Raw genomic sequence first — 25,721 nt, 5'->3', positions numbered from 1 at the left:
ATTAATTCTCCCAATTTAACTCAGCGTCGGTTTCCTATTTAGCCAAACGAACGCGGCCGAAAATTTCCTTAAACACTTTATCCAAATCTTGAACTGAAGGGCGAACCTTCCGATCAATCGTTTCGCGTTGTCTAATTCCAGAGACGTACATCAAGTCCTTGTAATGAGCTCCCGCCTCAAACATCGCCTTAACCCAGCTATCGCGGTAGGTGGCAACTGTTGCCCCTTCTATTCCAGCTCTTTCAATGAACGACTTGAGCTTGGCGCTCATGGCGCGAGGCTGATAGTCGGTCGAACCCTTTTTCCTCGGTGATAGCTTGAACGGCTCCCCGCGATCGTTAAGAAAGAAGTGACTCTTCGGATCGGAGCCCCGGTACCAGGATTGATTGCTCGTATAAAGCCCTTCAGAGCCCCGCCAAGCCATGTATTGCGTGAAGAAAGGGAGAACGTGATCATCGGTGTGTAGTTCCCTCGCATCGCCGTTGTATGCAGTGCTGGCTGGAAGTGTCCAGATCCGAAAGAACTCGCCCGACTGATCCATTATATCTTCGAGCCTCAGTAAACTCAGTTCAGAAGGCGTTAGCCCCCAATAAACGGCTGCGATAATCAAGCAGCTATTGCGCTGTGCAAATGGTGGCACTGCGTTCATGTCAATCAGGCGCTGCACATCGCTCTCGCTAAACAATCTCTCAACGGGCATTTGTTGTGCTCAAATCAGGTTATAACCGAATATGTGACATACAGTACCACACATGCCCATGTGTGCAATACGGGTTATAAGCTGATTTGTGACATTTCGAGCGGGTGCTTCTCAAGGAATCGCCCCCCAGAGCGGGCCGGGATTGTCTTCATGGGAATTGTATAATTTAAGCCTGCGAGATGGCAGAGAGTCGGAGAATTCAACACAAACCCTTTGAAAAGTGCCGGCGCTTGGTAAGTTCGCCTGCCTGAAATTCGTCAAAGTATATGCGAACACATCAAACGCTGGAGATTGTATGGAAACCATTACAGGTCGGGCTTTGGTCGACCAGGGGAAAGGGCTGCTCATCGCTTGGGATGATGTCCGTTGCGGACTGGCGTATCGGCACTTCTGCTTGATTGGCCTGAAGGAGAGTCGTCAACTACTGAGAACGCTTTCGATCAGTGAGGATGGGCCGGATACCGGTATTACTGATGATATTGTGAGTCTTGGTCAAGAGCTGGGGTTGCGGATATCTCCGCGAGATGTTGAGTGGGTGTCCGCGCAGGTCGATAGCTCATTGCAGGGATTATTCCCGGCCGGCTGCATGGGCACTTCACATTAAGCCGATGTTTCCATGAAGCAAAAAAGCCAGACCTTGGGGGCCTGGCTTCTGAGCGATATTAAGTTTGGCGACTATCATATCAGGTATTTAAGATGCCAAAGATTCCTTGGTAAATCAAGCGCTCCATAAAAAAAGGTGACACCCGAGAGGGTGTCACCTTATTAAGCCGGATTTGCGGTTTCAAGCCGCTCTACAGTAGCTGGTTGCCGGTATTTTGTAGATCGTGGTCAGCACCAGGATGCTTCCTGATTCTACCAACACCAGCTGCCAACCAGATGAGCTGTTGAAGTACACAGCATCATCACAGTATTTCCGACGCTTCTTGTTCCTGACTGATTCAGGAAGTTCGGCCGGCGTCAGGTTGTCCGTTTGAAGGGTTTTCCTGATTAGTCGCCAGGCTGCCGAGGAATTTTTCATTCCCAAGCGCTCTTCCAGGCGGTAAACCGCGTGATGGGAAATGCAGACTTGGCCAAGTGTCGTTGGAATCGTATCTCGACTCTCATAATCCTCATTGATAACAATGGGATCCGACATGACCTTGCCCTGCTCTTTCATCCGAGCTTCTACCTGGTTTGGCGAAATGCTTTTTTTGGGCGCTTTCACGATAGCGTCAGCAAACCGCGATCGCATCCAAGTTGAGTATTTCACCAGCTCTTTTTTGCTGGATTTCCGCTGCAACAGCTTCCGGATAGCTCCGCAACTGACATTGATCGTCAGCCCTTCACCCGTCCTCGCCATTCCAAGCACTTCCTTTTCGATAAGAAGGTGCCGAAGCCCAGCCATCTCTGCAAGAATTCGTTCGTCCTCTGTCTCGATGTCAACGTGAACCGGAATGATCCCGGCCTGATTCGCTGTCATCCAAGAGACAAGAAAGCGATCGCCCTCCCTTTTGGTTGTCACATGAATCGTAGTCACCGCTATTTCCCCATGATTTGCCGTTAAAGAACGGAAGCGGGCCAAAGCCCGGCTCCCTTTACTTTTTCATCCGTCCTACAGTCCGCGCAGCAAGCATGATCAGGTCTTGGCCTGACAGCCATGGCTTGCCTTTGCGCATTTGCTTGAGAATGATCGAGGTCACCGTGAAAGCATCCTCGGGCGTCATGGGTACGGCACACACGCCGGCATTTGGGGCAAAGACTTTGACGAAGAAATTTGTTCCCTGGTCAACAATCTCAAACCCTTTTCCGGTTTGGTCGCCTACGCCGTGATTCTTGCCTTCCATCTTTGGTAGCGCACCGGTCAGGGTAGCAACAGCACAGGTCAGTTCATCTCGGGTAAATTGCACCGCGATCTTATTTGACCAGTCGTACTGTCGCTCACCGATCGACTTTGCGCCTTCCAGACGAATGGTTGGCTCACCATTGCGAGTTTCGTCCGCGCTCCAGGTCAGGGCTGCCTTGCCGCCATAAACATGGTGGCTGGTGTAGTCCTTATCCCCTCGCCTTTCCCCTTGAGGTTGGGCCGGGGCCTGGTTCTGTGGGCGGTTGCTCGCTGGAGGGTTATTTCCTTGATGGGCCCGAGCTGGCTGACTGGAACTTTGCCGTTGCTGGGGCCCACTCTGATTTGCTGCTGGAGCTGTCTGCGGAGCATTCTGGGAACCTTGGTTCGCCGGAATAAGCCGGCGCAGAAAGTTCATGGCCCCTGTGTTGCTCGATGCTTCGCGCAGCGCCTGAACCAGTCGCGATTTGGGTGCGGCTTTTTGAATTTCCGCAGCCTGTTGCGGACTGATTTTTTGCAGTCCGAGCTCGACCAGTCGCTCATTCACTTCGCTCAACGTCTCATATTTAACAGCATTCATATCTCACCTCGTTTAAGTGGTTGCTGATACCTTTAGGTTCACATGGGTTTCGGTATCTGCAACATTCATTAATCTGACCGGGCAAGCCTGGCAATGATGCTCATTGCCGGCTCTGCATACGGCCCTTCTATTACTGACTCGGGCTTAACACACCGATTCATAACGAATCTCGCTGTAAAGCCCATCTGGTGCTTTAACAGGCCACCTTCAGCCCAACGCTTGCGCATCAGAGCCAGGTAGTCGTCATTAGTCCCGAACCAGCCCTCCGGCGGGGCAAACACATGGTTTGCCCCCGGAGTAGTTTCCACTGGAATAGCATTGAAAACGCTCATGCAGCCGCCTTCTGTGATGCTTTAATGAACCGCAAGCTCTCGATCACTGAGCTGTCGTGCCACTTGAGGTACACATCCAGCCAATCGATCGATTTAGCGCCAGCCGGGATATCCAGCGTCGGCAAACAAGCTGTAGCCTGTTTCCCTTCTTTCCGGAGTCTCTCAACCAGCTCTTTGCATGCAGCCTGACCGTCTCCGCTTCGATCTAAATCCCCCCAAGACCAGACAGCCTCAACCGGCTCCCCAACCTGAAGGTTCTTCATCATCGATGCGTTGACGGTTGCCCAAACGGATCCTCCTACCATCTCCTGAACGGCCAGTGCTGTTTCAATGCCTTCAGCGACATTGAGCACTTTGCCTGTACCAGAGAGATGGATGGCTCCGCCAGAAACCGATCTGTCCGATGGGTACGGCATCAGTTTCTTCGGGCTTTCGATTGGTGCCTTGCGGCCATCTTCAGTCAGATAAGTTCGATGGATGGTCACTGGTGCGCCGTCTTTATCGACAACAAGCGCCAGCATGACCGGGAATGTACCCTCAAATTCTCCATCTTCATTCACCGAATCAAGACCCGGATGAAAACGAAGCGTTCGTGGGTAGTTGTGAACATCCAGACCACGGTTCGCCAAATACCGACGAAGTGGTGCAGCTTCAGGCGCTTCGGCCCGAAAGGATTCTTTCCACACTTTCTTCAGCAAAGATCGAAAGAACTCGTCTTTCTCTTTCTGCCGTTTGGTGGCTTCTTCCTGCTGCTTCTGGATTTTTTCCCAGTCCACAGACTTCGGAGCCGAGACCTCTTCACCATTGAGCAGCGCGTCAATTTGCCGTGCTGTTTCAATGAAGTCCCAGTCGTTAGCCTGGCCAACCAAATCAAAACCATCTGGCTTTGCTCCGCAATGGCGACACACACTGCCACCGGTCTCTCTCGCATCCTTGAAGAACTGGAAACGGTCATTGCCTCCGCACAGTGGGCAGGGGCCATGCTTGCGTCCAGGCTTCTCAAACAACCTATGGTCGTAAGCGGCTACGAAAGCGGTGAAGATGGTATGCCAGTTACCTCTTGCAAGAGCTTTCGTTTGTGGGATGTCCACAAATTTTTTCTTACTCATTATCGATCTCCTCAAAGTGATTGGTTTGACCTCCAGGAGACCGACCACCCCCAAGGGTGAACTGGTCACCCTTTCGGTGTTCTTCTGTGCTTGTTGACAGCAAGCTACTGCTCAGCCGGGGCTGAGAAACGTCCTGCAACGGCAGAACATTTGTGGCGAGGGCAAGGCCTCTCGCAAATTGTCCGAGCAGGAAAACTTGCGGCAGATCTCGACCTCCGGAACAGAAGACTCTCCTTTGGTAAAAATCCCGAGCCCACAAGGGGCTCGGATAAGTTGATCAAAACTTTGCCTGAATCAGCTTGAACAGCGTTTTGGGCAAGTCGTTGACCGTATAGATGACATCCGAAACCGGGAACAATGAGCGAACATGCTCTGCATCGTTACCAATTCCTATGCCAATCATTTCAATGCCAGCAGCTGACATTTTTTTCACAGTTTCATGAGCTGTGTATGGGTTATCTGGCTCTCCATCGGTAATCACAATGAAGATTTTCCGCTGCTCTCGACGTTTGGACAGATGATGCTTCACGCACCAAAGCAGCCCCTCCGTAAGCGGCGTTCCGCCAGTAACAGCAAGCTCATAACGCTTGGTCGTCCGAGCCAGAGGCTCGTCAAAACCGGTCAGCGTTTCGCAGAATGGAAAGACGGAACAGGCCGTAGCCACTCCGTTGATTCCTTCCAATGCAGCCATAACAGCCATTGCTGACTGCATGGCCGGGCCTATGGGGGCGGACGTACGGCCGTTATCATCCCAACCCATTGAACCACTGCGATCCACCAGGATCTGAATGGCCGTGTCCATTCCGCGACTTTCCGTGCGGTGCTTGAACACCTTGGCATTGCCTGTCTTCACGCCCGGAAGAGCGCGTGAACAGACTTTGCGACCACTTTCAGAGAGGTAACGGTTTTCACGAAGGCTGGCTTCAATCTTCGCCTGGAGCCGCGCTCTAAGCTTGACTGTTGCCTGCTTAACTTCGGACTTGGTTACCGCCTGAAGACCTCTTGGCTCGTAAGTCTTGTGGCTGTCTATTTCCCCAATGCTATGGCCATAACCATGTTCATCGAGATGATCGCTCACATCCTTATTCAGCCGGTCGGCTATCAGATCTCCAAGGTCAGACTTGGCATCAATGTCGTCAGCGGACGAATTCTTGATCTTGTGAATCACTTCTTCCCCGTTGCCCGAACCGGAGCCTTTTGAAGAACTACCGCCGGAGGGTTCAGAGTTATCCTGATCACTGTCGGTGTCGCTGCCTTGACCATTTTGATCATCAGCACCGTCATCCGATCCGCCTGATTGACTGTCCGCATCGGAGTCCTGGTCGCCTTCCTCGTTATCACTGCCGGCAGAACCTTGGCCAGATTGGCCCGAGTCGCCGTCAGCGTCGTCTGAGTCTTCACCAGAATCGCTGGCCCCGGAGGAACCGTCGCTGGCAGAGTCATCGCTCTGATCGCCATTCTGGTCATTGTCGTTCCCAGACTCCGAGGAGTCGCCAGAGCCCTGATCGTCCTGATCACCCTGGTCGCCTTGATCACCCTGCTGGCTGTCCTGGTTGTCGTGCTCTTCCTTCGAAGAATCCTTCAACTCATCTTCAACCATTTTCAGGATTTTCTTGGCTAACCGGTGGCAACCGGAGGTGTTGTCCTGCTCAATCGCTTGTGCGAGCAAAGCGCTCAGCTTGACAACAGTTCCCTTGGTAAACACTTTCGCGACACGCTGCTCATACGCAGCAGCAATGTCGTTGAGCGCATCCTGTTCCAACACTTCACAGCGTCCCATCATCAATGACGCATTCACCAGCACGTTTGCTGGATGGTCATCGGCAGGATCACCGGTCGGCATTGTGAAGCCGTCACCCTTTGCTACCAGGTATTGAACCAGTTTGCTCAGGTTCTTTTTGGTACCGGGGTAACGCTCCATCATTCGCTTCTCGATCCGAAGATCTTCAAGGATGTTGAGCAAATGCTGCTCAATGGCCGGCTTGCGAATTGCGAAGACCGCAAAATCCGTTTCCTTGATGTGAGAGGCTTCGTGATCGATGTAGCCATTGGCCACAATTTCGATCTCATCATTCTCAAGCGGTAGCGGCGGCAGGTGGATATTGACTCCATCTGTGTACGCTTTACCACTGCGTCCGATGTGGACTTTGACTCCGTACTTATCCCCCAAGGTTTGAGCGATCAGCGGCAGTGCTCCGATAAGAGCTTTGCGGTTCATAGGTGCAGTCATGATGTTCTCCTTGATTTAGACGCACCTTCCCCCTGGCAGGGGAAGGTGAAAATGCTTCCCCGTGCCAGCGGGCTTCTTAGAAAACCCAGCCTTTGAGCGGTTGGGTCTTTGGTTTTTGAGGGGTGGGCATTGGGAGAACATCCTCCTCAATATCCGCTTCCTCGATCTCATCTCCACTGGTCACTTCATCGGCCACCACACTCTCAGTGGTAACTTCTTCAGTGATCACGTCTTCACTATCGTCAGTCGCCTTGGCGTCATCGGAAGAGAAGGCCCGAATCCTCTCGTCATCGGACAGGAGCTCCATGAGCCCTCGCAATGCGAAGAACTCCATGCCTTTGAGCTTTCCGGTTTTCGGAAGAGCATCTAAGACATCATCGATCTCCTTGCTCAGTGGCTTGATTCGGTTGTCGACGAAGGACAACGAAACCATTTTCTTTTGCAGCCTGCGGATCGGGGCGATGATCTTTTGGGTCACCTCCTGCTTATCCTTAAAGCTGCGGCCGTAGATGATCTCTGCCTCTTTGGAGATCTCATCCATCAGCTTTTGGCCAAGACCCTTCACCTGGGTATCGAGCCGTTTCTCTGCCTCTTCGTCATTGGTCACCGGATTGACGCGGAAACTCATCCAGTTGAAGTTGATTCGCTCATCAACAACCGGAGAGGGAACCGTGGCCTTCCGAATGATCGCTTCGTAAGTGGGATGTTTCGCACACCAGGAATCGATCAGAGAGTCATAACGATTCAGCAGATCTTGCTTTTTCATGGTCGCTTCATTCACAGCGTCATTGAGCTCCGCTGACAGTTCGTTGAAGCGCTCCAACGGGACGGCATAACCGCCGAGAAAACGAGTGCCATATTCGAGGCATGCCCGCTCCATACGCTTTTTCATGGCGTTGAAGACCGACAACTCGCTTGGATCGATGATTTTCTTGGAACCGAGTGACACCAAATCACTTGGCGGCAAGGTTCCTTGAACCATCAGATCTTCTTTTTTGAGCATTCTCCGTCCAGACCAGATCCGAACGTCGAGAGATACACAAACCACCTGCTCCAGAATATCAATGCTGGAAGTATTCATAATTAACTCCTTATGAGGGGATGACCTATTGGCCGTTCATTGCTGGTTATTTCGCAGCCCAACTAGCTGCCCGCATTTCGCGGATTCACTCTCAAGGGAGAGTAAATGAGACAAGCCGGAAGGCTTCCCGCTAGACCCAGTACCAGGCCTACTGGGAAGCCCACCGTAAGGTGAGCTTCATTGATGGGTTACCAAACCCAGCCGGTTTTCACGCCAAGCTTTTGAGGTTTCCGCAAGCCATGCTCTTCAAGCTCGGGTATGAGCTCGGGCCAGACTTTGGCAGCCTCTTTCACTGTGACGTTTTCCACGAATTGATCCTGCTTTTCATTTTCATGAATGATCTGCATTTCAACTCCGTGGTTGCGTAAGGTCTCTTTAAGCCTCAGCAGAGGAACCATCGCGCTGAGAGTCGTTTGACTTCCAGCAGAGATCGCTCGTGTTTTAGCCGACTGCTTGAACGCAATCTTTTTGAGTCCTTCAATTCGCAATACCAGCGAGTCATTTTCGATTGCGGAAACCTTTCTCAGGTCATCCGGCAACCAGGCTTGTTTGACAACCCCTTCCAGCCTCCAGGAAATAGAGTGGTCGGGATTCTCGGTCGGCTCGTCAGAAGCGTTTTCTGCTTCCTCGGATTCACTGACAAAGAAGCCTTGGGCAGTGAGTTTCGCAACTCGTACTTCCAGCTCTTTCTCAGGCTTTTGCTGTTCGCACAGCTTCTTGGGTACCCGAATCAGTTTTGGCTTCTTAGCCCCTGGCGCATAGCGCCAGAGGTTAAGTGCTTCATCCTGATCAATCTCCAGTACCACTCGCTGTCCTTCAGCAGACTGCAAGATCGAGTGAATCATGAGGCCCCCTTAACCGAATACACGGTCAATGATGCCGTTGATCACCGCCTTGGTTTCAGGCGACGTGCGCCATCCCAGGGCCCGCTCCATGGAGAATTCCCATGGCTTCGGGTGGTTGTCGGCCACCAGCCTCCAACGCGCCCAGCGCACCAGCGTTCGAGTTGACATCGTCACCTCGATGGCGTTGTCTTCATCAGCTTCAGGGTTACCCATAAAGAGCGACCGGACTGAGTTTGCGACAGACACCATTGCCTCCAGAACATTGTCATCCTGATCTGGCATAACGCTTTTCAAGATCTCAATCTCTGTTTGCTTTTCCGGATAACCGACTTCCAGACCCACGAAGCCATCGAGGAATGCCTGGTTCATTCGGTTAATACCGGGGTAAACATTGAGATCGTCGCCCATCCCATTGGTGTTGCCTGTCACTGCCAGCTTAAAACCTTCAGCTGGGCGAACGGTTTCACCTGTTTCAGGGATTGTCAGAGGCAGACCTTCACGAAGTCCGTTCAAGCCTGCGGCAGTCGCTGGATTGAGATAATCAATCTCATCCAGAATCAGCAAATGGCCAAAGCGCATTGCTGTTGTCAGAGGGCCGTCAATGAAGTCCATACCACCTTCATCATTGAGAACATACCGCCCAATAAGGTCAGGCGTCTCAAGACGATCGTGGCAGCTTACAAGCTGAACAGGGATGTTCAGGCGTGCAGCCATTTGCAGGAGGATACTGGTCTTGCCCGTACCCATCGGCCCCCACAGATAGAGAGGTGATTCCTCCATCTGCCACCAGGCAGCCACCGTCATCAGAACCTCGCGGCGGAACTGGTAGTTTTCAATAAGATCAGGCACAAACGCCTGATGCTTGTGACCTTCTTGGTACCCGCTTACGCCGATTTGGACACCCTCAAGTCCGAAGGTGTTGGCAATGGTGTACTCAGTAACAGTCATAGCATTCATCGGGATTCTCCTTTTAGAGCAAAAAAAAGGGGAACCCACCCCCTAACGGGAAGGTTCCCCGTTAGGGATTACTGAAACTGACGGATCAGCTGATCACGCACAGAGTCAGGGTTTGCTTTTGCGGCACGACAACATCTCTGAAACGAGAAGAAATCGTTGGATTCCGCGTTTACCCAGCCCAGTACACGCTTGACGGTGTTCGTCTTGCGCTTCTGGAGGGCTTGCAGGTTCTTATCCAAAAGGTCTGCTTCCAGACGGCGAACTTGATGTTCCATCCGGCTCTGCATCTCTTCAGGATCGAGGTCGCTTGCATGACAGCAATCTTGGAAGGAAAAAGGCTTTGCTGGCCCTTTCTCCACCATCTCATCAAAAACCCAATACAGGATTTCATCGCGAGCTTGCGCATTTAAGCGAGAGTCATTGAGTTGCTCCAAACTGAAGCTCAAGAGCTTCTGTTTAAGCAGGGTGACTTCTTCATCACGCCATGAAGGCGGGCGATTAACGTCTACATTGAGAAGTTCATCGAGAAGGCGATCTAAGTCGTCCAGCATGGACAATTGCCCAAGCTGTTCAGCCTTAGCACGGTATGAAGGTGATACGATCATTTCTGTCTCCTCTCATGCGGGAGACAGGTATCACCCCAATTCGGGAGATGGTGTCTCCCAAATTGGCGGGTTCAGCGCTGTGTTGTAGGCTCAGCTAACCTGGCCGAGATCGGCCGATTCAGTCGCGGTGCGACTAAATTCAGATGAACTGAGAGGAGCAGCTCATTTGAATTTCTTCGATTCTAGCAACTGTTGTTCACTGTTTTATCCGGAAAGGTACCCGGAAAAGGTCGGCTAACCGCGCACATGCACGGTCAGCCAATCATCCACGCCACTATATCTTTAGCGACTCCGTAACCACCCAATGAAGCACCCAGCAAGCCCAGCTGCATGCTGAGCCGGTAGCCCAGGTCAGCGTGAGTGACGTAGTGCTTGATCACTGTGAGTTTTCCGGCCGGCTTGATCGCCAGCTGGCAGCTCTTGTCCTTGAATTTCAGGCCCAGAGCATGCCGGCAGTCATAGTCGATCGCGACTTCATCGCGAGCAAGCTGACCGCCCATCACATATGCCATCGTGGTGAGTCCGGTATCCAGGTTCGTCACTGAAACTGGCTGGCGACGACGGAACTTGTTCCGGTCTTTACCAGTAGCATCTATTCGGGAGGTATTCATCCGAATGATGGCTTTGTCGATGCCAGAGTCCCTGTCGGACAGCGTGGCGACCTGATTGGCAGTAAATTCTGCGTTCTTCATCTTGGTTTCCTCTTTTGTGGATACAGAGGAAACCCTTGCAGGGTCTCCCCTGCGGGGTCATATCATCAGGCGGCGAGAGAGTTCTCGACCACCTGAATACCTTTTCGCCATTCTGGTTCAACCGCGAGATTGACCGAATCAGCTGTCGGCTCTGTTAGTCCCTGCATGACGCACCAGTAGAGCAATTCGCTTATAGATGCTTCATGTTTGGTACCAACAAAAACCTCTTGGTCGAAGATCTGGCAGCGGAAAGTGCCCGAAGATTGATCGGTACCCCAAAAGGCGCACCAACGATCAGATCCGGTAGCTTTCACTTCCAGGTTCGCTCCCTTAGCGCGAAAGGCTTTCACCAGACGCTCAAAGGCTTTCTGTCGCTCGACCAAAATCGCCAGCTGGTCACGACACAACTCTTTATAAGCCTGGTCAGAACCAGCCATAGAGAATTCGTCATGCCAAAAGGCCATCATATTGGTAAATCCAGAACGAAAGGTTTCGTTGGACTTCATTACAACCATGCTGCTTCTCCTTCTTCAGGTTTCAGGATGTCCACACCGGACTTCCGGAAAAGCCCGATCCAGACGTTTCCGGAAGTCCGGTGATCAAGCAGCAGGTGGGTTAAGAGAAGGGTTATCCCAGAACCAAATTATCAATGCGCAGTCGCGTTACCTATAAGGCGTGCGATGGCGTTCGGAATAACTGAAGGACAGGCTCACACCGAGGAGTCGGATAGAGCGACCTGAAAACGTCAGGCTCGTATAACACTCGCCAGGCGAGTGATCGTCCCGAGGGACAGATTCTTAAAAAGGCCTGCACATAAAGTGCAGGCAATGTGGAGGTTGCTTCCCTATGAGATCCATACTATCAGCATCCCTGCCGCCCTAATCTGGAAAACCCCCCCAAAATATCTCAGCTTTTATCGCCGTTTTATTTCGGGTGCCGGCTTTCTGTTCGACAAAACGCTCATAACTTGCGAGGCATATTCAGGCTTGAGCTTTTTCAAGCGTATCTTGCCCCACCCTCGACCTTTTCGTTGGATTCGATAATCCACTGCCGGGTAGGAATCTGCTTCATCGGTCAGATCCCTGACAATCATTGCCTCAATTTCTTCTTCAGGCTTGTGCAGCATTTCTGCCAGCATTCTCGTCGCTCTCGGGAAGACCAGGGCCAACGTACCTTCGACTTCGCATAACATCGAGTCTGTGTCGTTAACGGTCACCACCCCTTGGGGGATACTGGTCATGATCAGCTTCAGGATGTCTTCGCCGGACACGGACAAAGGGGCGGCTTCTTCAACAGCCACAGGTGTCTGGTCAGCCTCGGCCGGAGCCGGCGATTCCTGAATTACCGGTGGAGTTGCCACTTTTTCTTTCGGTTCGGCAACAACTTCCTCCGTGATACTGCTCTCGATAACAGATGACACATCCATCAGCTTAGGAATGCTGCGGGTATCTTCGCCATTGAGGGCAAGCACCTTTGAAACTTTATTTTCAGCCTCCAGGAGGGAGACCACGATGGGGTTCTTGGATGACGGGCGAACATCAAACGAATCCAGGAAATACCCCAGCACACTTGGATCGAGCTTCTCGGCCATCTCAATGGCTCCGATCTGTTGCGCGATCCGGTATTCACAAATCCCAGGGGCAAGCTTGAACTCGGGTTTGACCGGTCGATCTTTTACCCACTTAATGTCTCGATCGGGCCAGTCAGTTAGCGCTGGGTGGAAGGGTTTTTTACCATCCACCAACAGGGCCCCGGCCCGAAGATACGCGCCCAGGCCTGCCACCAACCCTCGCAAATAAGCGGCCCGGTGAAAGTCGTACGTGTGCTCACCATGGAGCCCAACCAGGGCTTGCAGGGGGCGCTTGTCGATCATAATCATGGCCTCGGTGGCTATTTCTGTCTGCCACTCGTATCGTGAGAGACCATTCCCGCCACCATCGACATTCTGGACTCGGCGCTGCAACGACATTGCTGGCAGTTCGTACAAAGCTGACCAGGATCCCCCGGCATCGGGGCACGCAGATCGGAACCTGCCTGGCAGCTTCGCTGTCATGGAATTTTTGGCACCTCTGTTGGTGTCAGCCAATTCTTTCGTGCTCTTCTTGAAAAACATAGTCTTCTCTCGCCTTAGAGGTCTCCCGGAACTCCCTCTTGAGGAAGTTCTGGAAGACCCCCAATGGGGGTCTTGTGTCAGAAAGAGACCGAAATCAAACACAATCTCAATCAGACTATTCTTCAATGCCCTGCCTAAGCTGTCTTTAGTTCGGGCAATAACGTTGGTGGCAGATCGTCCGGCAGGTTTTCGATCTCCGCCCGCATGTGATAGTCATACTCACACGCGAATTGAAAGATAGCTCCTCGCTCAGTTTGCTCGTTTGTGTTTGCCACATAGGACTCGATGAGTTGGCCGAATTTGGAGAGATACGCTTTATACGAATCCCCGTGATCGGCCCAAGCTTCATCCGCCAATCGCTTTACGCGATCTTTGATTTCGTCCGCACTAGCAATATGAACAATCTCTGACTCGTCTTCCTCTCCAAAATAAAGGGTTTCTTCAGTCATGATCTTCTCCGCTAAATTCCAATAAGTAAGATTTACGTTCCCCTTTAGTGCGAGAACTGGCGGATCTCCCAGAACTTCCTCAACGGTATTAAGGGTGTTCTGGAAGACCACCACTCTTGGGCAGTGTCAGAACCAAGCCGGCAATGCAATCGGCTCGGGACGACTTTCTCTTTCTTTCGGAAAAACAATGCCTGAAGCATCTTTTTCCACGCAGTAATGACGAAAATCGCACATCGTACAGGGTGTGTTGTAGGCCATTCGCGAACGCTTCGGAAAGTATCCGCTGTCTCGCTGACGCTTGATCTCAAGCGCTTTCTGAATCAAATCCTGACGATCGGATTCATCTCTGGCTGGTGCCAACTGAATGGGCTCCCAACCAGGGCCCTCACCACGACCCGTTTTCGGTATTGCACGCTTTACGCCTTCCATAAAGCCCAGCTTCTGAACTCCGTCGATGCCAAGGGCATCTGCATTGTGTTCCAAAAGCAGCTGATAGCACGTTAGCTGATCAGATGCCTTCAAGAACAACGGATCAGAAACCTGAGCCGGGGTCTTGATGTCGATAACACAGACATCGCCTTCGCTATCGAGCGCGACAATATCTGGCTGTCCGTTTAAGACAAGGCCAAACGAAAGGGTTGCTTTCATTCGACGTTCGACGATCGGTTTACCTTCTTTGTCCAGACACAACATCAAGCCGCTTTTATCCCAGGCTTCCGGAAACTCCTCAACCAACCGTTCACCAATCGCAAAGTAGTCCTGAATGGACTTTGACGAGGGAACCTCGATGATATTGGACTCCAGCTCCTTCGTGAGCGTTTCCTTAAAGATGTCTACGACGTTGCAGGAACGAGAGTAGTGTTCCGCAATCAGGTAGTCTGTAGCCGACTTATGCACCGCCGTTCCAAATGGAAGGTTGATGCTCATGGCTTCAGTCCTGAGCCCAAGCTCATATTGCAGCTCGTAACTGCGTGGGCAGTCATCGTGCTTGAGTATGCCGGATGGGCGAACCATTAATTCAGTCATCATGTCCTCCTACAGTTTAACCAATCATTTCGATTGTGATGACCCGGCCGATTCTGCCGGCCAGGCCACCCCTATTGAGTCAGACTCTCATGAGCCTGAACGTCTGCAATCAGCGCGACTCAACACGCTTGGTTGCTTTTACAACTTCCTCCGCGAAGGTGGTTTTAAGCGATTCCTCTGCATCCTCAAATCCATAACACTCCGAAAAGCGCTCAACAGATTTGGAGGTTGCCGAGTTGCAGCACGAACAGAGTTCGAATGTCTCGATCACAACTTCGTACACAGAGCCATTACAGTAATTCGTGTAAAGCTCCGCTCCCTCAGCCGCCATCTCAACGGCTGCCTGCCGCCTTCCCTTGGACGCCATTTCCGCCCACTTGGGGCTGGACTGGTCTTTCTCTCGTTTGGCTCGCGTTGCGGCTTCCAGTGCGTTGAACGCATACCCCCAAGCACTGAACCAAATGGATGTAATCTCAGGTGACTGATGAAGCTTGAAAGCCCATACCCGGCCTGCCGGCGATCTCTTGGTGACGATCTCTCCGTAGGCGTAGACAGGAGCCCTGCGATCGATTTCTTCTCTCGCACAATCATCAGGAACCCAGACAGCTCCACCTCGGGCTGTGTCCCAGGCGCATCCAGCGCTGGTTCCACTCACCGAGTAAGCAACACCGGAATGTTCATAGACATCCAGTGACACTCGATCAGGATCACCAATCAGGCCTTCAGAGTTCAGTTCGTGCCACAACTTCACCAGCACGGAATCTGTGAACTCGAAACTCCAGATCGTTGTCATCCAGTAGCAGTCCGGGCCCAACTCGCCATCGGTATCTTTCCAAAAGCGTTTTGCCTTGCGCTTGTAGTAAGCGTCCAGCTGCTCCTGGTCGGCATACTTTGGCGGCCGGCCGTTCTTCTGGCACCACTCCTGAAATTCCACATCACTTGCAGCTGCCAGCACCCACGCCTTTTTGAAGCGCTCAGGGTGCTCATCATGCACAAGCTCTACATTGGGCTCCCAGTCAGAATCCAGACCCAAAGCTTCCTGCATTTCTGCATGGCTAGAGGAATGCCGGTGAGCCGTATAAATACGACCAACGCCATCCCACTCTTCAAGTGGATTCATGGGCCTATCAGAATCAACCAGGTAACCGCAGATCACCTGGTTGCCAACTCGCTCCTGGTAGGAGTCCAGAAACGACACTGGGGTTGAAGAAAAGGTCAGATCCAAGTCTTCAGTAACAGCGGTGTTAGCAGTCATATCGATATCTCCTCATTGGCAGGACAGCGCTCCCCACAGGGATGACTTCCGCCCTGCCGGGTTCACTTGTCCACACTCCAGATGGAGGTGGATATCGTTTATTGACGGTGGTTATGCAGCAGCTTTGCTCTTGGCAACAGCTCTCAACACGTACACTCGCCCATCTTTACCAAGGCGAATCAGAAACCGGATGGTCTGATTACCCAACTCGCCTTCACCTCGAAACAAGCCTTTTCCCAGAGGGATCAGATCTGCAATCGGGGTTTTTTCAATGACACCAATCATGGAGGCCTCCAATGTGATTGAGGCAGGCGCAAACGTACCCTGTAACAGGGCGTTCACCCTGCCGGGTTCGTTTCAGGCTGAAATAGCCAGGATCATTTCGCTAAGCGTTGATCGTTCATGGGATGAAGCAGCCAGGACGGCATGCTCCGACTTGCTTGAGGTGCAAGCGACCTTTCAGACCTGCGATGCAGGTTGATTCGTGCGGTTCGGTACCGCTCAGGCCAGCCGCGGCTAATCTGGCTGTCCTGATAGGAATATGTGGGAAGTAAGCCGGAGGCCCCTGAAACAGGAGCCCCCGGCGATCGTCTTAATAGTTCATAGCCTGCTCAAGACGATCATGGTGTGCGCTGAAGATTGTTTCCGCATTGCTGGATGCATTGGCACCAGCGAAAGAAACAGCACCAGCGACAACGATAACCAGAGCGAAAATAGCCTTCATGATCAATTCCTCTTTATTGAATTCCAACTGAGTCACCCCTGAAAACCCGTTCCCCCAGGCTCTCAGGGGTGACTCAGGAGGAACCCTGAGTCACTAATCAACCGTGTTATTTGCTCACAACATTCATAATGTTCTGGTGACGATCTTCAGCAGCGGTAGTCCACTGATCCTGAAGTCCGCTGAACATTTGAGTTGCGCCAAAAACAATCGCAGAAAGCATAATCACTCTGATCATCATTAATTCCTTATTCGGGTGCCCATCCCGTATCAAATGAATTCAGCGTGGGTAGCGCTGAATGACTAGCAGCAAGAGTGCTGATAGCCACCTTTCCCGGTTGGGAAGGCAAAACTCCGTTCAGGAGTCAAAGGCTCGGTGATCGAGCAAATGAACTCCTTTGAGGAGCAAAGCAAAGCTCGGTGATCGAGCCAGTAACTCCGTTGAGGAGTTGTCTACTCGGTGGTCGAGTAGCTTCTCTCGAATATCGAGAGATTCACTCGCGGTGCGAGTAAATTCCGTTGCAGACTGCTTTCTCAGGGCACCCGAATACACTGAGAAAGAAGCCCGTGCTATGCGTTTCAGGGAATCGACACCACCCGCTTGGGTGGTGTCGCTCTCAATCAACCTTTCTGTGCTTTGCGCGTTAACCGTTTGATCTCTTTCTTCGCTTCAGCGTTGTTTGAGACCTCAGGAACTGGCTCGCCGGCAAGAGCTGCAACATGATTCAGCTGATTCAGGAGTTGCGGCCTGATCTCTTCATCGGTGTCGCTTATCTCTGCCTTTGGAGCAGCTTTGGGACGCGCCTTTGGTTCTGGCTTTGGTTTGCCAGCAGGTTCGTCTTGAGCATCAGAAGGTGCGGGAATCTCCGGCTCTTCAACAGCGGGGGGAGCTGTCTCAGGAGCGTTCGATTGAGCGCGTTCATGAGGGGGCTTGGGTTGTTCGAGCCCGGATGTGATCCGATCGTATTGATCGTCCGCATCGAGGTCGCTTCCGCCCAGGCCAGTTGCAGCCATCAAGCGTTGGAAAGATGCGGTTTCACCGGCTTCCCAATCTTTGGTGTTGGCCACATTCTTGAAAGCTGACGCATTAGCAATCAGGATCTCATCTTTGTATAGTTCTGCCGTGAAAATCACACCCATTCCGGTGAGTCTTGGCAGACCTAACTGGACGGGATCCTTGCCAGCCTGGAGCGCTTCAATCCAGATTTTATGGACTGACGATCCAAAATCAATTGCGGACTCATGAGACCGGATAACCCGGTACCCTTCGTCCAATGGAAAGCGTTTTTGGAATTCTGGCAGTCGTTCGCTGACAGTCAGATATTCACTGGCTTCCCCATCAGGGCCGAAAATCGTAATTGGCATAGTGCCTCCTCGGAATTCATGTTGAGAAACACGCATCCCAGAGGCCTTGTGGCCCGCCGGGATGCTTACACACCCCTTGCGGGCTATTCACTAAGACTATCAAGTATGATTTAACGATAGCTTTTGGCTATGAGTTAGAAGGGGATATCATCATCATCCCAACTTTCATCATAGTTTGTGTACCCACCAGGAGCTGGCGCATTTGCCGCAGCTTGTTGGCGGGGAGCAGGTTGAGCACCTTGCGCAGGCTGGCTCTGTTGTTGCTGTTGGCCGGCACCATTACTGGAGCGACTACCAAGCAACTGGAGCTCACCTCGCGGAGTTACTTGAATTTCCGTGGTGTAGACATCCTGCCCGTCTTTGTTTTGCCACTTACGAGTTTTTTGCTTACCTTCTACGTAAATCGGGTCGCCCTTCTTCGCGTAGTTGGCAGCAACTTCAGCCATTCGTCCGAAGACGACAACACGGTGCCAGTCGGTTTGTTCAACCTTCTGCCCATTTTTTGTGTAGCTGTCGTTAGTAGCAACGCTCAGCGTAACAACGGGATCTCCACCTTGGGTGTAGCGCACTTCAGGATCCTGTCCGATGCGGCCCAGGATAGTTACTTTATTGATGCCCCTCATTTTAGATCTCCTCTGTTAAGGGGTTAAAAAAAAGGGGCATTCTGACCCCTCAAGGGCAAAATGCCCCTGTGGGGTTACCGCCGTTATTGGCGTGGGATTTCTCCCGACTCTCATATAGCAGAGAGCTTGCATTAACATCCCGACGGGATGATTAAGACTTATTTAAGCACAAATCATCGGCGGTGATTACCTGAAACCCCCCCGAAAAAGGTCGGCTTTTCGGAACTCGAACGTGATATACATTCGTTATAGTGATGATGACCTCACATGAAGCCATCAAATTACGAGGAATGTGTTATGTCCCAAAACCAAACCAATATCAGCCGTCCAGCGCTGGTGCAGAACGTAACCCTGGACACTCCATGCGCTCAGAAAGTTTTCAACCGAACTTTCGAAGAGGTACTTCGCAATCTGTACTCGCTGTCCATCGTAGCCCGGATCGTATCCGCTGACTCCGATCAGGCCGAAGAGCTTAACGCTTCCATCAAGGAAAAGTTTGAAGGCATGAATGAGCTCATGGATCGCGAAATGGCTCGCCTTCAGAAAATTCGGGAAGACAACGGCATTACAGCCACCCCCAAGTACAGCGATCCTCTGACCCAGGAAGTGTCTTACTCATCGCCCATGGGGGGTAAGTTTTTGCAGCTGATCCTGAAGCTGGATCAGATTGCGAAGATGCTGGACTGCCTCTGGCTGGCCGAAGAGTTCGATGACAAGCAGAAATTGCGTGGCGAGTACGACTGGCAACGCCGGCTGATCAAACTGGCCAACCAGGTGCGCGATACCTACAACCGCTCTCGATCACTCCATAAATCCGGCCCTGCGAATCCAGCAGATCCGGTTGATCCGGCTGATCAAGCTGGCGAGTCGAAGTCCGAAAAAGACAATGACAATGGTGAGGAAGCCCCGAAAGCAGAAGCTGTTGCAGCAGCTGGCTAATCACATCAATTACAACTCGCTCCTGGTTTGGCTTCAGCCAAACAAAAAAAAGCCCGGTTTCCAGCCGGGCTTTTTCATTTGAGCCTTTTTCTTACCAGCCTCCGGGCACTTCGTATTCAGCTCTGTCTTTGAACTCATCCACGTTCATATCTTGAACGCCGAAGTTAAAGTCCAGGTTCGACGGTGGCAGATTGTTGGTTCGAGCCATCATCGCTGCGAGCTTTTCTGTGTCAACCAATGACCAGTCCAGGTTACTAACCTGATCCATGGAAACGCCGCCACAATCGAGGAAGTCGCCAGAACCGGTTTTGCGCCTGTCCATGTCAAATTGCTGGGCGGCACCATCCATCAGGATTTTCGCAAACGGCGTGTTGTAAACGCAGTAATGCTGTCGCTTCGACACACAAATCTTGGTCAAACCAACACTAATCCGCTCTGAGCAGTATTGGCCGCCGTAATGCATGACCTCTATATCTGGCTCATTCTTCGCGTGATTCATGATGAGCGATGCACCAGAATCACAGCTGTTAACCAGCCAGTGTGGGATTCCATCCAATATCGCCTGATTAATTTTCACAAAGGCTTTCGTATTGGATGTCGCAAGGTCTGTGCCTCCCCCAGCCACCGGGGCAATGTAGCCCACCGAATCAACAACATTAGCCTCGACGCGCTCGTAAACCATTTCCAATGACTTGTTCATCACCTGTGCTGCGTTGTAAACAGCGGAGAATGGATTCAGCAGCGCTTCTTTCCCTGGACAACACCCATATAGCAATTGAGCGATTCCGACACCATAACTGCAATTGTATTCACGGCCGGCAAAGAATTCGCAGGTCTCTGGGTTGTCTGGATCTTCGCAAACCATGTCATCCGGCAAGGAGTTGACGATCGCCAGCCGGGCCATAGCCTCGACAAACCCGCCATCGGCTTCGGGATCGAACTCAAAGCAGCTGTCTTCGATGCACTGGAACATCCCTTGCTCACCGCAGTCGAGAACATCCTCTGTGTAGTTATCCTCGATATTGGCTTCCACGCGGCAGGCATACACCCGGTCTTCATAAGCGTTGAAAACCCCTAGTGGGTGCTCGGCTTGCTCCGCGCTCTCGATTTCTGACAACCGGCAGTTGCTATCTGTTGCCAGGGCATCACAGCTGTAGGGGAAGTCTGCCTGGTTGAAGCAATTCCCTTCAGAATCGCAGATATTGTGATCATAAAGATCACAGGTAATCTCCCCGATATTAAGCCTTGTCACTACTTTGTCATCGCTGACGCCCCAGACCGGCGAAGTCGCTTTAATTTCTTCATAAGGCGCACAAGTGGCCAGCGGCTCTATCAGCTCTGAGCCAACACACCAGTCTTCACCTTTGTAGGTGTATGGGTAGAAATCCGGCGAACAGAAGATGCTGGGCGGGGTGTACTCCCCATCACCCGCTTGCGCAGCAACAATGGCGTTGAAATCGTCATCATTACTGGCGAGCAGGATTTCCATTGTCTTCTTTGGCATCAGCATGTTGATATCCGCAGACTCCGGCGTATAAATACACGCCATCGGATCATCCCACTGAGTCTGCATATCCACCAACCCTGATGGTTCACCGACCGGGCAATGAGGGCCTTTTGCTGGACGCTTAACTGTGAGCTCACACGAATGGGTTGCTGATACATAGCTGTACGAATTCGTCCAAGAGAACCATGCACTGGTGTTGGGTGCTGGGCAAGAATAACCAGTAATAATTCTCGGGGCGGTATTACGCACACAGTAATTGCCATGTGGAGACAAAGTTGTACCCGAAGGACAGTATTGAATCCAGGCTATAGGTTTCCACCTTCTCGGATTTGAAAATACCATTTCAAGTGTACTGGCTCCATCTGGGTTCCTGCTTCGAGCTGCATTGAGAGCCGCGCTCTGTGTTGAATAAGTCTGATCCCCCAGACAGCTCCCTACAGGAGCACCCGGAAGACCGAAACCACCGCCCGTTCCTGGCTGCCAACCTGAAGGACACTGTCTGAATTCCTGTAACTCACATTGGTTCGTGCTGGAATTGAGTGTATATCCGCTCTGGCAACCATATTGAGGCACTGGTGTGATCTCAGGCGCAGGCTCGGGTTCGTCCAAAGTGCAGGATGAATATAGTCCAGTTTGCAGGGTTCCGTTGACACAATCGTTATCCCCAGGGAGATACTGAGCTTCCAGCCCCTCCTCCACTGGCGCACACATGCCGATGTCGTCATCGGTCAAATGATCCAGCCGAGCGGCCATTTCCGGTGTTACACCGATGTAGCCTGCTTCACAGGTCGAGATTTCTTCACCGGTCTCTTCTTCAAATTTTTCACAGGAACAAATCTCTTTACCATCGACGGTTACGCAGTCGCCGGTTCGCTGATCCAGGTCGAATGAGCATGAATTTTGATAATCTGGAAGATTGGCGATGACTTGCTCACACCGGCTTGATCCAACCCATTCGTTGGTCGCTATCCTCAAAGAGTCTGGTTCAAAGGTGATGTTTCGAGTGAATGTGCAAGCGTCGAACGTCGGATCCACTGCGGTGGAGCAACGCTGCTCATTGTCGTAACCCAGGCTGATCTTTTCGTTTTTTGTGACGGATCGGTTTTCACAGGATCCGAACAGCTCAAGAAACTTTTGATCAACCCCGGCTCGGGAGCCAATCAGATCGGCGATGGCCTGAAGTTCTGCATTACGTTGCCGGGTATCCTTGGTGCAAACAGCGTCTACGCCGGCAATCCAGCACACGTTGTTCTGAGTGTCGCCCTGGAACAACGGTGAAAGCTCTTTCTTGGCAACTTCCGGTGTTACCACTATTTCAGGGTATTTCTTGCAGAATTCAGGAAACACTCGGACATCATCAAGCAAGTTACCGTGCTTTCCCGAGCCTGGATTGGTTGCAAAAATGCTGAGACGATGAGAATTTTTGGTCGCAACGAAATGAGCGGTGTGTTCTGTCCAGCTGCTCGTGCGAGCGGAACCGAAGCCTGATGCTTTAACAATCGGCAGGTTGTCGACGGTTACATCAAGTCTCTCACCATTAAATTTCAGTGCGCGATGCTGAAGTTTAATGCGATAGGTTTGTCCCGGAACGAGGCCTGTCAAATCCTGATAAATCCCGTTGTTGTCCCCGTTTTCGTTCAACTCAACAATCATGTTCCCATCTGGCGCTCCTTGGGCAGGATTTCGCCACATCTCAATACGACCACGGGAGAACGATGTCCAGCCAGGTACAATATCATTAGGGTAATAGATGCTGCCGTAGGCACCTGGCTGCTCAAAGCTGCCATTCACCACGAGGTTGTTTCGGCGCTCAAAGGTGTAGATCTCACCACACTCAGGAATTTTATTCAGCTCGGCGTTTGTCCAGGTATGGTACGAATCCCTATGGCGGTTATAAGCCGATAGGTTGCCCCGGACAATACGGGTGTTATCAAATTGCTGGCAACTCACCTTGTCTGTTTGCAGCTCGCAGGTTGCGCCAAACGCGTCGATGTAACTCGGCTGACACCCTTTTTCCCCAGCGGTTTGCTGCCCATCAAACTTGATTCTTTGCCCTACCGGTGCATCCGGGACGTAAAGCATGTCACTATTTGATGTGCGGATAATCTCACAGCCATAACTGTCTATGGTGATGGTGCCCTGCTCAGATTCCAGCGAGCTTTCAAATAGACCGTACCCGCCTCGAAACGCGCCGTCATCGTTGCTCTGTGAAAGATCGGCGGTGTACTTCTTACCCGCATCCTTGAGCAACTCTTCGTTGTCAAAACCGGCTTTGGCGTCGTTTAACGCTTTCTTATCCGCGTCACTGGGTTTTCCAAACAGGTATTCCTGGTCTTGCTCATTGGTACCATCCCAAAGGGAGGCTTCTGTAGACTTGTTGTTTGACTCGTTGGCCAGGCCCCGAACCCAGGATGTGTCCGGGGCTTGAGCCAGCGCCAGTTGTCCTGCGAGCAAACCTGCAATGGCAAGTGAAATTCTCTTCTTCATTGTACCGGCCTCAAACAGCAATCTTCCCAACGCCATACGATCTTGAGAGTGTCATTAACGAAGCTACCCCGATGGGGGCCCCAACGAAAACTGGACTCGCCGATGTAGTGGTTGTCACCGGACTGGGCTTCAGGCCAAAAATGCTGGAGTTTGTATTGATCCCTTGGGAGGGTTAATGCCAGTGGGCGACTGCAACGATCGCCAATCGAGCTCCCGGCGGTCATCAATCGATGGGATAACGCCATCATCCTTGTCGCAAGAAGACCGTGTTGATCAACTTTCCCGTTAGCGCCAGAAATACCACCTACCATCGGGTAAACCGTTCCCCAGGCACCTGCGCAAAAGTACATGTTTCGGCTTGGCTCGTTGCCAGCGAACCCCGTCATTGCCGAATCTGCGGCACATGCCGCCAGGGCGGCCGGGTTGGCGAAAATAATCGTTTCTGGGAACACGATCGCCGCCATCAGGTCGTCACGCCAGGTCGGATACCACTCCGTCATGTTGAGAAGATCCAGCTCGTTTGCTTGTATCGGACAACCGCCAACCATGTTCAGCATTTCACCAATGGGGAACGCGAACTTATGGACATTGCGGTACTCTCGGTCATTTCCGGTCATCCCGGCTGCACCGTTATCGTTACCCCAGTCGTTTCCGGCAAACGGCAACTTGGTGCCGCCAAGAGTTGGGGAACAGCCGGGCTCTTTCACGACCTCAATGAGCTCTCTTGGCATCCAGGTACTGAAAGGCAACCCCGGCTTGTTGTTGCAGTGGCAGAAGTAGTCTTTCGATGCCCTTGAAGGGACATCGCCGCCAAAAAAATCAACACCGGTCAGCCGTATTGGGGTCATACACGACCAACAGATTTGAGTGAACATTCTCTCGAACACGGAGGCGCTTCGGCATGTTGAGCCGCTCACGGCTGCCTCGTCGGCACTTGCATTCATGGCCCCCAAAAGCATCAGCGAAGTACCGGCACAAACCAGGAATCTCTTAATCAAGTGCAACCTCCGTGATCTTCATCATTTTTTCCTCTGCTTGGAATGTGGCGGGAACCGCTTCGATCTGGAACCGGTCTTTGATCGGCTGGATCATCTGGCCAAGGTTGGTTTGGAATCGCTTCTGAAGAGCTTCAAGGTTCTTCCACGGATCGCCTTTCACATCGAAATCCGTGAAGATCAGCACCGGCACCAGGTTTTGGCTGATCGCGAACCGCTCTTGCTCGATAGCCCATTCCACCTGGTCTTCGTCCGTACCATCAAAAATGATCCCGTAGCGATTGAATGGCACAACCTCCAGCGGGTTAAATGTATCCCCCTTTCTGGCAACGACATGGTTTTCCAGGCCCACAATGTCTTCGGTGACCGTGATGCTCATATCCAGGTAATAGCTCTGTGTTTCTAGGGCCTTTGGAAGATGTCGATATTCTCGGCCCCGGTTGATCCAGTAGTTCGCAATCGCCTGCTCTTTTTGCGCCTCGAAGTCTATGGTCTTCAACCGACGCTCAATGGTGTCCATGAAGTGTTCTTCTGCGATCTCAAACATCGCACCGAACTGCCCGAGCCCTCCGTTCTTGCCTTCCTCAATCTGCTCTTCAATCCACTCAAAATTGGGCAACCCCTCCACATAGGCCAATGGTTCTTCCCCGTCGAAGATGGCAAACACCGGCACCCTTTGAATGTCGAGCTTGTCGAACAGCGTGAAATCGAGATAAAGGTTGGGGGTATGGTTCAGGTCGAGCGCGTCCAGACGATCGTTGATCGCGAACATGGTTTGAGCGATGTTGTGATCCTCGTCTGCGAGGCCCCGGATAACGGCTATCGCGTTTTCCCGGCCGTGCAAAGCCATTAAGACTTGCTTCAGGACATCATCAGGCATCCCCAGGCTCACATATGCGATGCTTGTGACCGTATCCGATTTGAGGATGGCATTGTTGTCCTGGTTGCTACCGAAGGGGCCGGATCCCGCAGCGTCTTCCTCATTAACCTGAGCCCCCATGAAGTTGAAGGTTTTGAGCTTCTCATTCAGGTCATCGTGTGTTTTCGCCTGAATGGATTGGGCCATTTTTATGGCCGACTCTGGTATCTCCACGTTTTTGAAGGCGTTGATCGTCGAGGGATCGAGAAAGGCTTCGGGGTTCTTCTGGATTTCCTGGGCCTGCTTTGCAGCATTGATAGCGTTCTGAACGGCAGTGTCCGCGTATCCTGTGAGTGGCAAGCAGAGGCAAAGACTAAGAAAAAGACGCTTCATGAGATACCGGGAATAAAGGAATTTGCTCTACTCTAT

General features: G+C 51.9%; 25 protein-coding genes. 2 read left to right on the top strand and 23 right to left on the bottom strand.

Translation table 11 applies throughout. From position 1 onward, the window contains the following. Positions 1–34: 34 nt before the first annotated feature. On the bottom strand, positions 35–667 hold the full coding sequence (locus AQ621_RS00750) for a site-specific integrase (protein WP_227508188.1): 633 nt from the start codon (positions 665–667) through the stop codon (positions 35–37). A gap of 328 nt (positions 668–995) precedes the next feature. Here AQ621_RS00750 and AQ621_RS00745 point away from each other — a divergent pair, with 328 nt between their 5' ends. Beyond that, on the top strand, positions 996–1,304 hold the full coding sequence (locus tag AQ621_RS00745) for a hypothetical protein (RefSeq protein WP_058339865.1): 309 nt from the start codon (positions 996–998) through the stop codon (positions 1,302–1,304). 180 nt (positions 1,305–1,484) lie between these two features. On the opposite strand, the gene AQ621_RS00740 is transcribed toward AQ621_RS00745, so the two are convergent. The 19 genes from AQ621_RS00740 to AQ621_RS00655 all read right to left on the bottom strand — a co-directional run bounded on the left by AQ621_RS00740 (position 1,485) and on the right by AQ621_RS00655 (position 18,505). Further along, positions 1,485–2,264 (bottom strand): hypothetical protein, encoded by a 780-nt coding sequence (locus AQ621_RS00740; RefSeq protein ID WP_145840222.1) that lies wholly within the window; start codon positions 2,262–2,264, stop codon positions 1,485–1,487. Between the two features lie 13 nt (positions 2,265–2,277). Further along, entirely contained in the window at positions 2,278–3,102 is an 825-nt protein-coding gene (locus AQ621_RS00735) for a hypothetical protein (protein ID WP_058339863.1), read from the bottom strand. Positions 3,103–3,170: 68 nt separating this feature from the next. After that, positions 3,171–3,434: a hypothetical protein gene (locus AQ621_RS00730; RefSeq protein ID WP_058339862.1), complete on the bottom strand. Its 264-nt coding sequence runs from the start codon at positions 3,432–3,434 to the stop codon at positions 3,171–3,173. Continuing rightward, positions 3,431–4,543: a DUF7146 domain-containing protein gene (locus tag AQ621_RS00725; protein ID WP_058339861.1), complete on the bottom strand. Its 1,113-nt coding sequence runs from the start codon at positions 4,541–4,543 to the stop codon at positions 3,431–3,433. Before AQ621_RS00725 ends, AQ621_RS00730 begins: the two co-directional genes overlap by 4 nt. Positions 4,544–4,820: 277 nt before the next feature. Next, positions 4,821–6,773 carry a VWA domain-containing protein gene (locus AQ621_RS00720; RefSeq protein ID WP_082640804.1) on the bottom strand — a complete coding sequence of 651 codons (1,953 nt, stop codon included), beginning with the start codon at positions 6,771–6,773 and terminating at the stop codon, positions 4,821–4,823. Between the two features lie 76 nt (positions 6,774–6,849). Then, positions 6,850–7,854: a DUF3150 domain-containing protein gene (locus AQ621_RS00715; RefSeq protein WP_058339859.1), complete on the bottom strand. Its 1,005-nt coding sequence runs from the start codon at positions 7,852–7,854 to the stop codon at positions 6,850–6,852. A gap of 188 nt (positions 7,855–8,042) precedes the next feature. Further along, positions 8,043–8,699 carry a hypothetical protein gene (locus AQ621_RS00710; RefSeq protein ID WP_058339858.1) on the bottom strand — a complete coding sequence of 219 codons (657 nt, stop codon included), beginning with the start codon at positions 8,697–8,699 and terminating at the stop codon, positions 8,043–8,045. Between the two features lie 9 nt (positions 8,700–8,708). Next, positions 8,709–9,656 carry an AAA family ATPase gene (locus AQ621_RS00705; protein WP_058339857.1) on the bottom strand — a complete coding sequence of 316 codons (948 nt, stop codon included), beginning with the start codon at positions 9,654–9,656 and terminating at the stop codon, positions 8,709–8,711. Between the two features lie 68 nt (positions 9,657–9,724). Beyond that, on the bottom strand, positions 9,725–10,261 hold the full coding sequence (locus tag AQ621_RS00700; RefSeq protein WP_058339856.1) for a hypothetical protein: 537 nt from the start codon (positions 10,259–10,261) through the stop codon (positions 9,725–9,727). Positions 10,262–10,515: 254 nt separating this feature from the next. Beyond that, positions 10,516–10,953 carry a hypothetical protein gene (locus AQ621_RS00695; RefSeq protein WP_058339855.1) on the bottom strand — a complete coding sequence of 146 codons (438 nt, stop codon included), beginning with the start codon at positions 10,951–10,953 and terminating at the stop codon, positions 10,516–10,518. 65 nt (positions 10,954–11,018) lie between these two features. Beyond that, positions 11,019–11,468, bottom strand: coding sequence for a hypothetical protein (locus AQ621_RS00690; RefSeq protein WP_058339854.1), 450 nt, complete (start codon positions 11,466–11,468; stop codon positions 11,019–11,021). Between the two features lie 398 nt (positions 11,469–11,866). Then, the gene (locus AQ621_RS00685; protein WP_058339853.1) at positions 11,867–13,066 is read right to left on the bottom strand and encodes a hypothetical protein; all 1,200 of its coding nucleotides are present in this window, start codon (positions 13,064–13,066) and stop codon (positions 11,867–11,869) included. Between the two features lie 134 nt (positions 13,067–13,200). Then, on the bottom strand, positions 13,201–13,515 hold the full coding sequence (locus tag AQ621_RS00680; protein ID WP_145840221.1) for a hypothetical protein: 315 nt from the start codon (positions 13,513–13,515) through the stop codon (positions 13,201–13,203). A gap of 126 nt (positions 13,516–13,641) precedes the next feature. After that, positions 13,642–14,541, bottom strand: coding sequence for a RecB family exonuclease (locus AQ621_RS00675; protein WP_058339851.1), 900 nt, complete (start codon positions 14,539–14,541; stop codon positions 13,642–13,644). A 109-nt stretch (positions 14,542–14,650) separates the two neighbouring features. Further along, positions 14,651–15,796, bottom strand: a complete 1,146-nt coding sequence (locus AQ621_RS00670) for a hypothetical protein (protein WP_058339850.1) — start codon at positions 15,794–15,796, stop codon at positions 14,651–14,653. Between the two features lie 111 nt (positions 15,797–15,907). Beyond that, on the bottom strand, positions 15,908–16,081 hold the full coding sequence (locus AQ621_RS17585) for a hypothetical protein (protein ID WP_158499515.1): 174 nt from the start codon (positions 16,079–16,081) through the stop codon (positions 15,908–15,910). Between the two features lie 307 nt (positions 16,082–16,388). After that, entirely contained in the window at positions 16,389–16,547 is a 159-nt protein-coding gene (locus tag AQ621_RS17580) for a hypothetical protein (protein WP_158499514.1), read from the bottom strand. A 591-nt stretch (positions 16,548–17,138) separates the two neighbouring features. Beyond that, positions 17,139–17,882, bottom strand: coding sequence for a hypothetical protein (locus AQ621_RS00660; protein ID WP_058339848.1), 744 nt, complete (start codon positions 17,880–17,882; stop codon positions 17,139–17,141). 134 nt (positions 17,883–18,016) lie between these two features. Continuing rightward, positions 18,017–18,505: a single-stranded DNA-binding protein gene (locus AQ621_RS00655; RefSeq protein ID WP_058339847.1), complete on the bottom strand. Its 489-nt coding sequence runs from the start codon at positions 18,503–18,505 to the stop codon at positions 18,017–18,019. A gap of 297 nt (positions 18,506–18,802) precedes the next feature. Between AQ621_RS00655 and AQ621_RS00650 the strand changes: the two genes are divergently transcribed. Beyond that, positions 18,803–19,444: a hypothetical protein gene (locus tag AQ621_RS00650; protein ID WP_058339846.1), complete on the top strand. Its 642-nt coding sequence runs from the start codon at positions 18,803–18,805 to the stop codon at positions 19,442–19,444. A 91-nt stretch (positions 19,445–19,535) separates the two neighbouring features. On the opposite strand, the gene traN is transcribed toward AQ621_RS00650, so the two are convergent. The 3 genes from traN to AQ621_RS00635 are packed head-to-tail and all read right to left on the bottom strand — an operon-like array spanning position 19,536 to position 25,685. Further along, positions 19,536–23,438 carry a conjugal transfer protein TraN gene (gene traN, locus AQ621_RS00645; RefSeq protein ID WP_058339845.1) on the bottom strand — a complete coding sequence of 1,301 codons (3,903 nt, stop codon included), beginning with the start codon at positions 23,436–23,438 and terminating at the stop codon, positions 19,536–19,538. Beyond that, complete coding sequence (locus AQ621_RS00640; RefSeq protein WP_058339844.1) at positions 23,435–24,436, bottom strand: TraU family protein; 1,002 nt, start codon at positions 24,434–24,436, stop codon at positions 23,435–23,437. The genes traN and AQ621_RS00640 overlap by 4 nt, the downstream gene beginning before the upstream one ends. Next, a complete protein-coding gene (locus AQ621_RS00635) occupies positions 24,429–25,685 on the bottom strand; it encodes a TrbC family F-type conjugative pilus assembly protein (RefSeq protein ID WP_058339843.1) in 1,257 nt (418 codons plus the stop codon). The genes AQ621_RS00640 and AQ621_RS00635 overlap by 8 nt, the downstream gene beginning before the upstream one ends. Between the last annotated feature and the right edge of the window lie 36 nt (positions 25,686–25,721).

It is taken from the genome of Marinobacter sp. P4B1 (assembly GCF_001447135.1).
Taxonomy (GTDB): domain Bacteria; phylum Pseudomonadota; class Gammaproteobacteria; order Pseudomonadales; family Oleiphilaceae; genus Marinobacter; species Marinobacter vinifirmus.
The sequence above is the reverse complement of the archived record's forward strand: the minus strand, read 5'-3'. Positions and strand labels throughout refer to the sequence as shown.

Excerpts from the sequence above, each read along its gene's own strand:
- AQ621_RS00745 (WP_058339865.1), top strand. The coding sequence starts at position 996 with ATGGAAACCATTACAGGTCGGGCTTTGGTCGACCAGGGGAAAGGGCTG.
- AQ621_RS00735 (WP_058339863.1), bottom strand. The coding sequence starts at position 3,102 with ATGAATGCTGTTAAATATGAGACGTTGAGCGAAGTGAATGAGCGACTG.
- AQ621_RS00730 (WP_058339862.1), bottom strand. The coding sequence starts at position 3,434 with ATGAGCGTTTTCAATGCTATTCCAGTGGAAACTACTCCGGGGGCAAAC.
- AQ621_RS00725 (WP_058339861.1), bottom strand. The coding sequence starts at position 4,543 with ATGAGTAAGAAAAAATTTGTGGACATCCCACAAACGAAAGCTCTTGCA.
- AQ621_RS00720 (WP_082640804.1), bottom strand. The coding sequence starts at position 6,773 with ATGACTGCACCTATGAACCGCAAAGCTCTTATCGGAGCACTGCCGCTG.
- AQ621_RS00715 (WP_058339859.1), bottom strand. The coding sequence starts at position 7,854 with ATGAATACTTCCAGCATTGATATTCTGGAGCAGGTGGTTTGTGTATCT.
- AQ621_RS00710 (WP_058339858.1), bottom strand. The coding sequence starts at position 8,699 with ATGATTCACTCGATCTTGCAGTCTGCTGAAGGACAGCGAGTGGTACTG.
- AQ621_RS00705 (WP_058339857.1), bottom strand. The coding sequence starts at position 9,656 with ATGAATGCTATGACTGTTACTGAGTACACCATTGCCAACACCTTCGGA.
- AQ621_RS00700 (WP_058339856.1), bottom strand. The coding sequence starts at position 10,261 with ATGATCGTATCACCTTCATACCGTGCTAAGGCTGAACAGCTTGGGCAA.
- AQ621_RS00695 (WP_058339855.1), bottom strand. The coding sequence starts at position 10,953 with ATGAAGAACGCAGAATTTACTGCCAATCAGGTCGCCACGCTGTCCGAC.
- AQ621_RS00690 (WP_058339854.1), bottom strand. The coding sequence starts at position 11,468 with ATGGTTGTAATGAAGTCCAACGAAACCTTTCGTTCTGGATTTACCAAT.
- AQ621_RS00685 (WP_058339853.1), bottom strand. The coding sequence starts at position 13,066 with ATGTTTTTCAAGAAGAGCACGAAAGAATTGGCTGACACCAACAGAGGT.
- AQ621_RS00680 (WP_145840221.1), bottom strand. The coding sequence starts at position 13,515 with ATGACTGAAGAAACCCTTTATTTTGGAGAGGAAGACGAGTCAGAGATT.
- AQ621_RS00675 (WP_058339851.1), bottom strand. The coding sequence starts at position 14,541 with ATGACTGAATTAATGGTTCGCCCATCCGGCATACTCAAGCACGATGAC.
- AQ621_RS00670 (WP_058339850.1), bottom strand. The coding sequence starts at position 15,796 with ATGACTGCTAACACCGCTGTTACTGAAGACTTGGATCTGACCTTTTCT.
- AQ621_RS17585 (WP_158499515.1), bottom strand. The coding sequence starts at position 16,081 with ATGATTGGTGTCATTGAAAAAACCCCGATTGCAGATCTGATCCCTCTG.
- AQ621_RS00660 (WP_058339848.1), bottom strand. The coding sequence starts at position 17,882 with ATGCCAATTACGATTTTCGGCCCTGATGGGGAAGCCAGTGAATATCTG.
- AQ621_RS00655 (WP_058339847.1), bottom strand. The coding sequence starts at position 18,505 with ATGAGGGGCATCAATAAAGTAACTATCCTGGGCCGCATCGGACAGGAT.
- AQ621_RS00650 (WP_058339846.1), top strand. The coding sequence starts at position 18,803 with ATGTCCCAAAACCAAACCAATATCAGCCGTCCAGCGCTGGTGCAGAAC.
- traN (WP_058339845.1), bottom strand. The coding sequence starts at position 23,438 with ATGAAGAAGAGAATTTCACTTGCCATTGCAGGTTTGCTCGCAGGACAA.
- AQ621_RS00635 (WP_058339843.1), bottom strand. The coding sequence starts at position 25,685 with ATGAAGCGTCTTTTTCTTAGTCTTTGCCTCTGCTTGCCACTCACAGGA.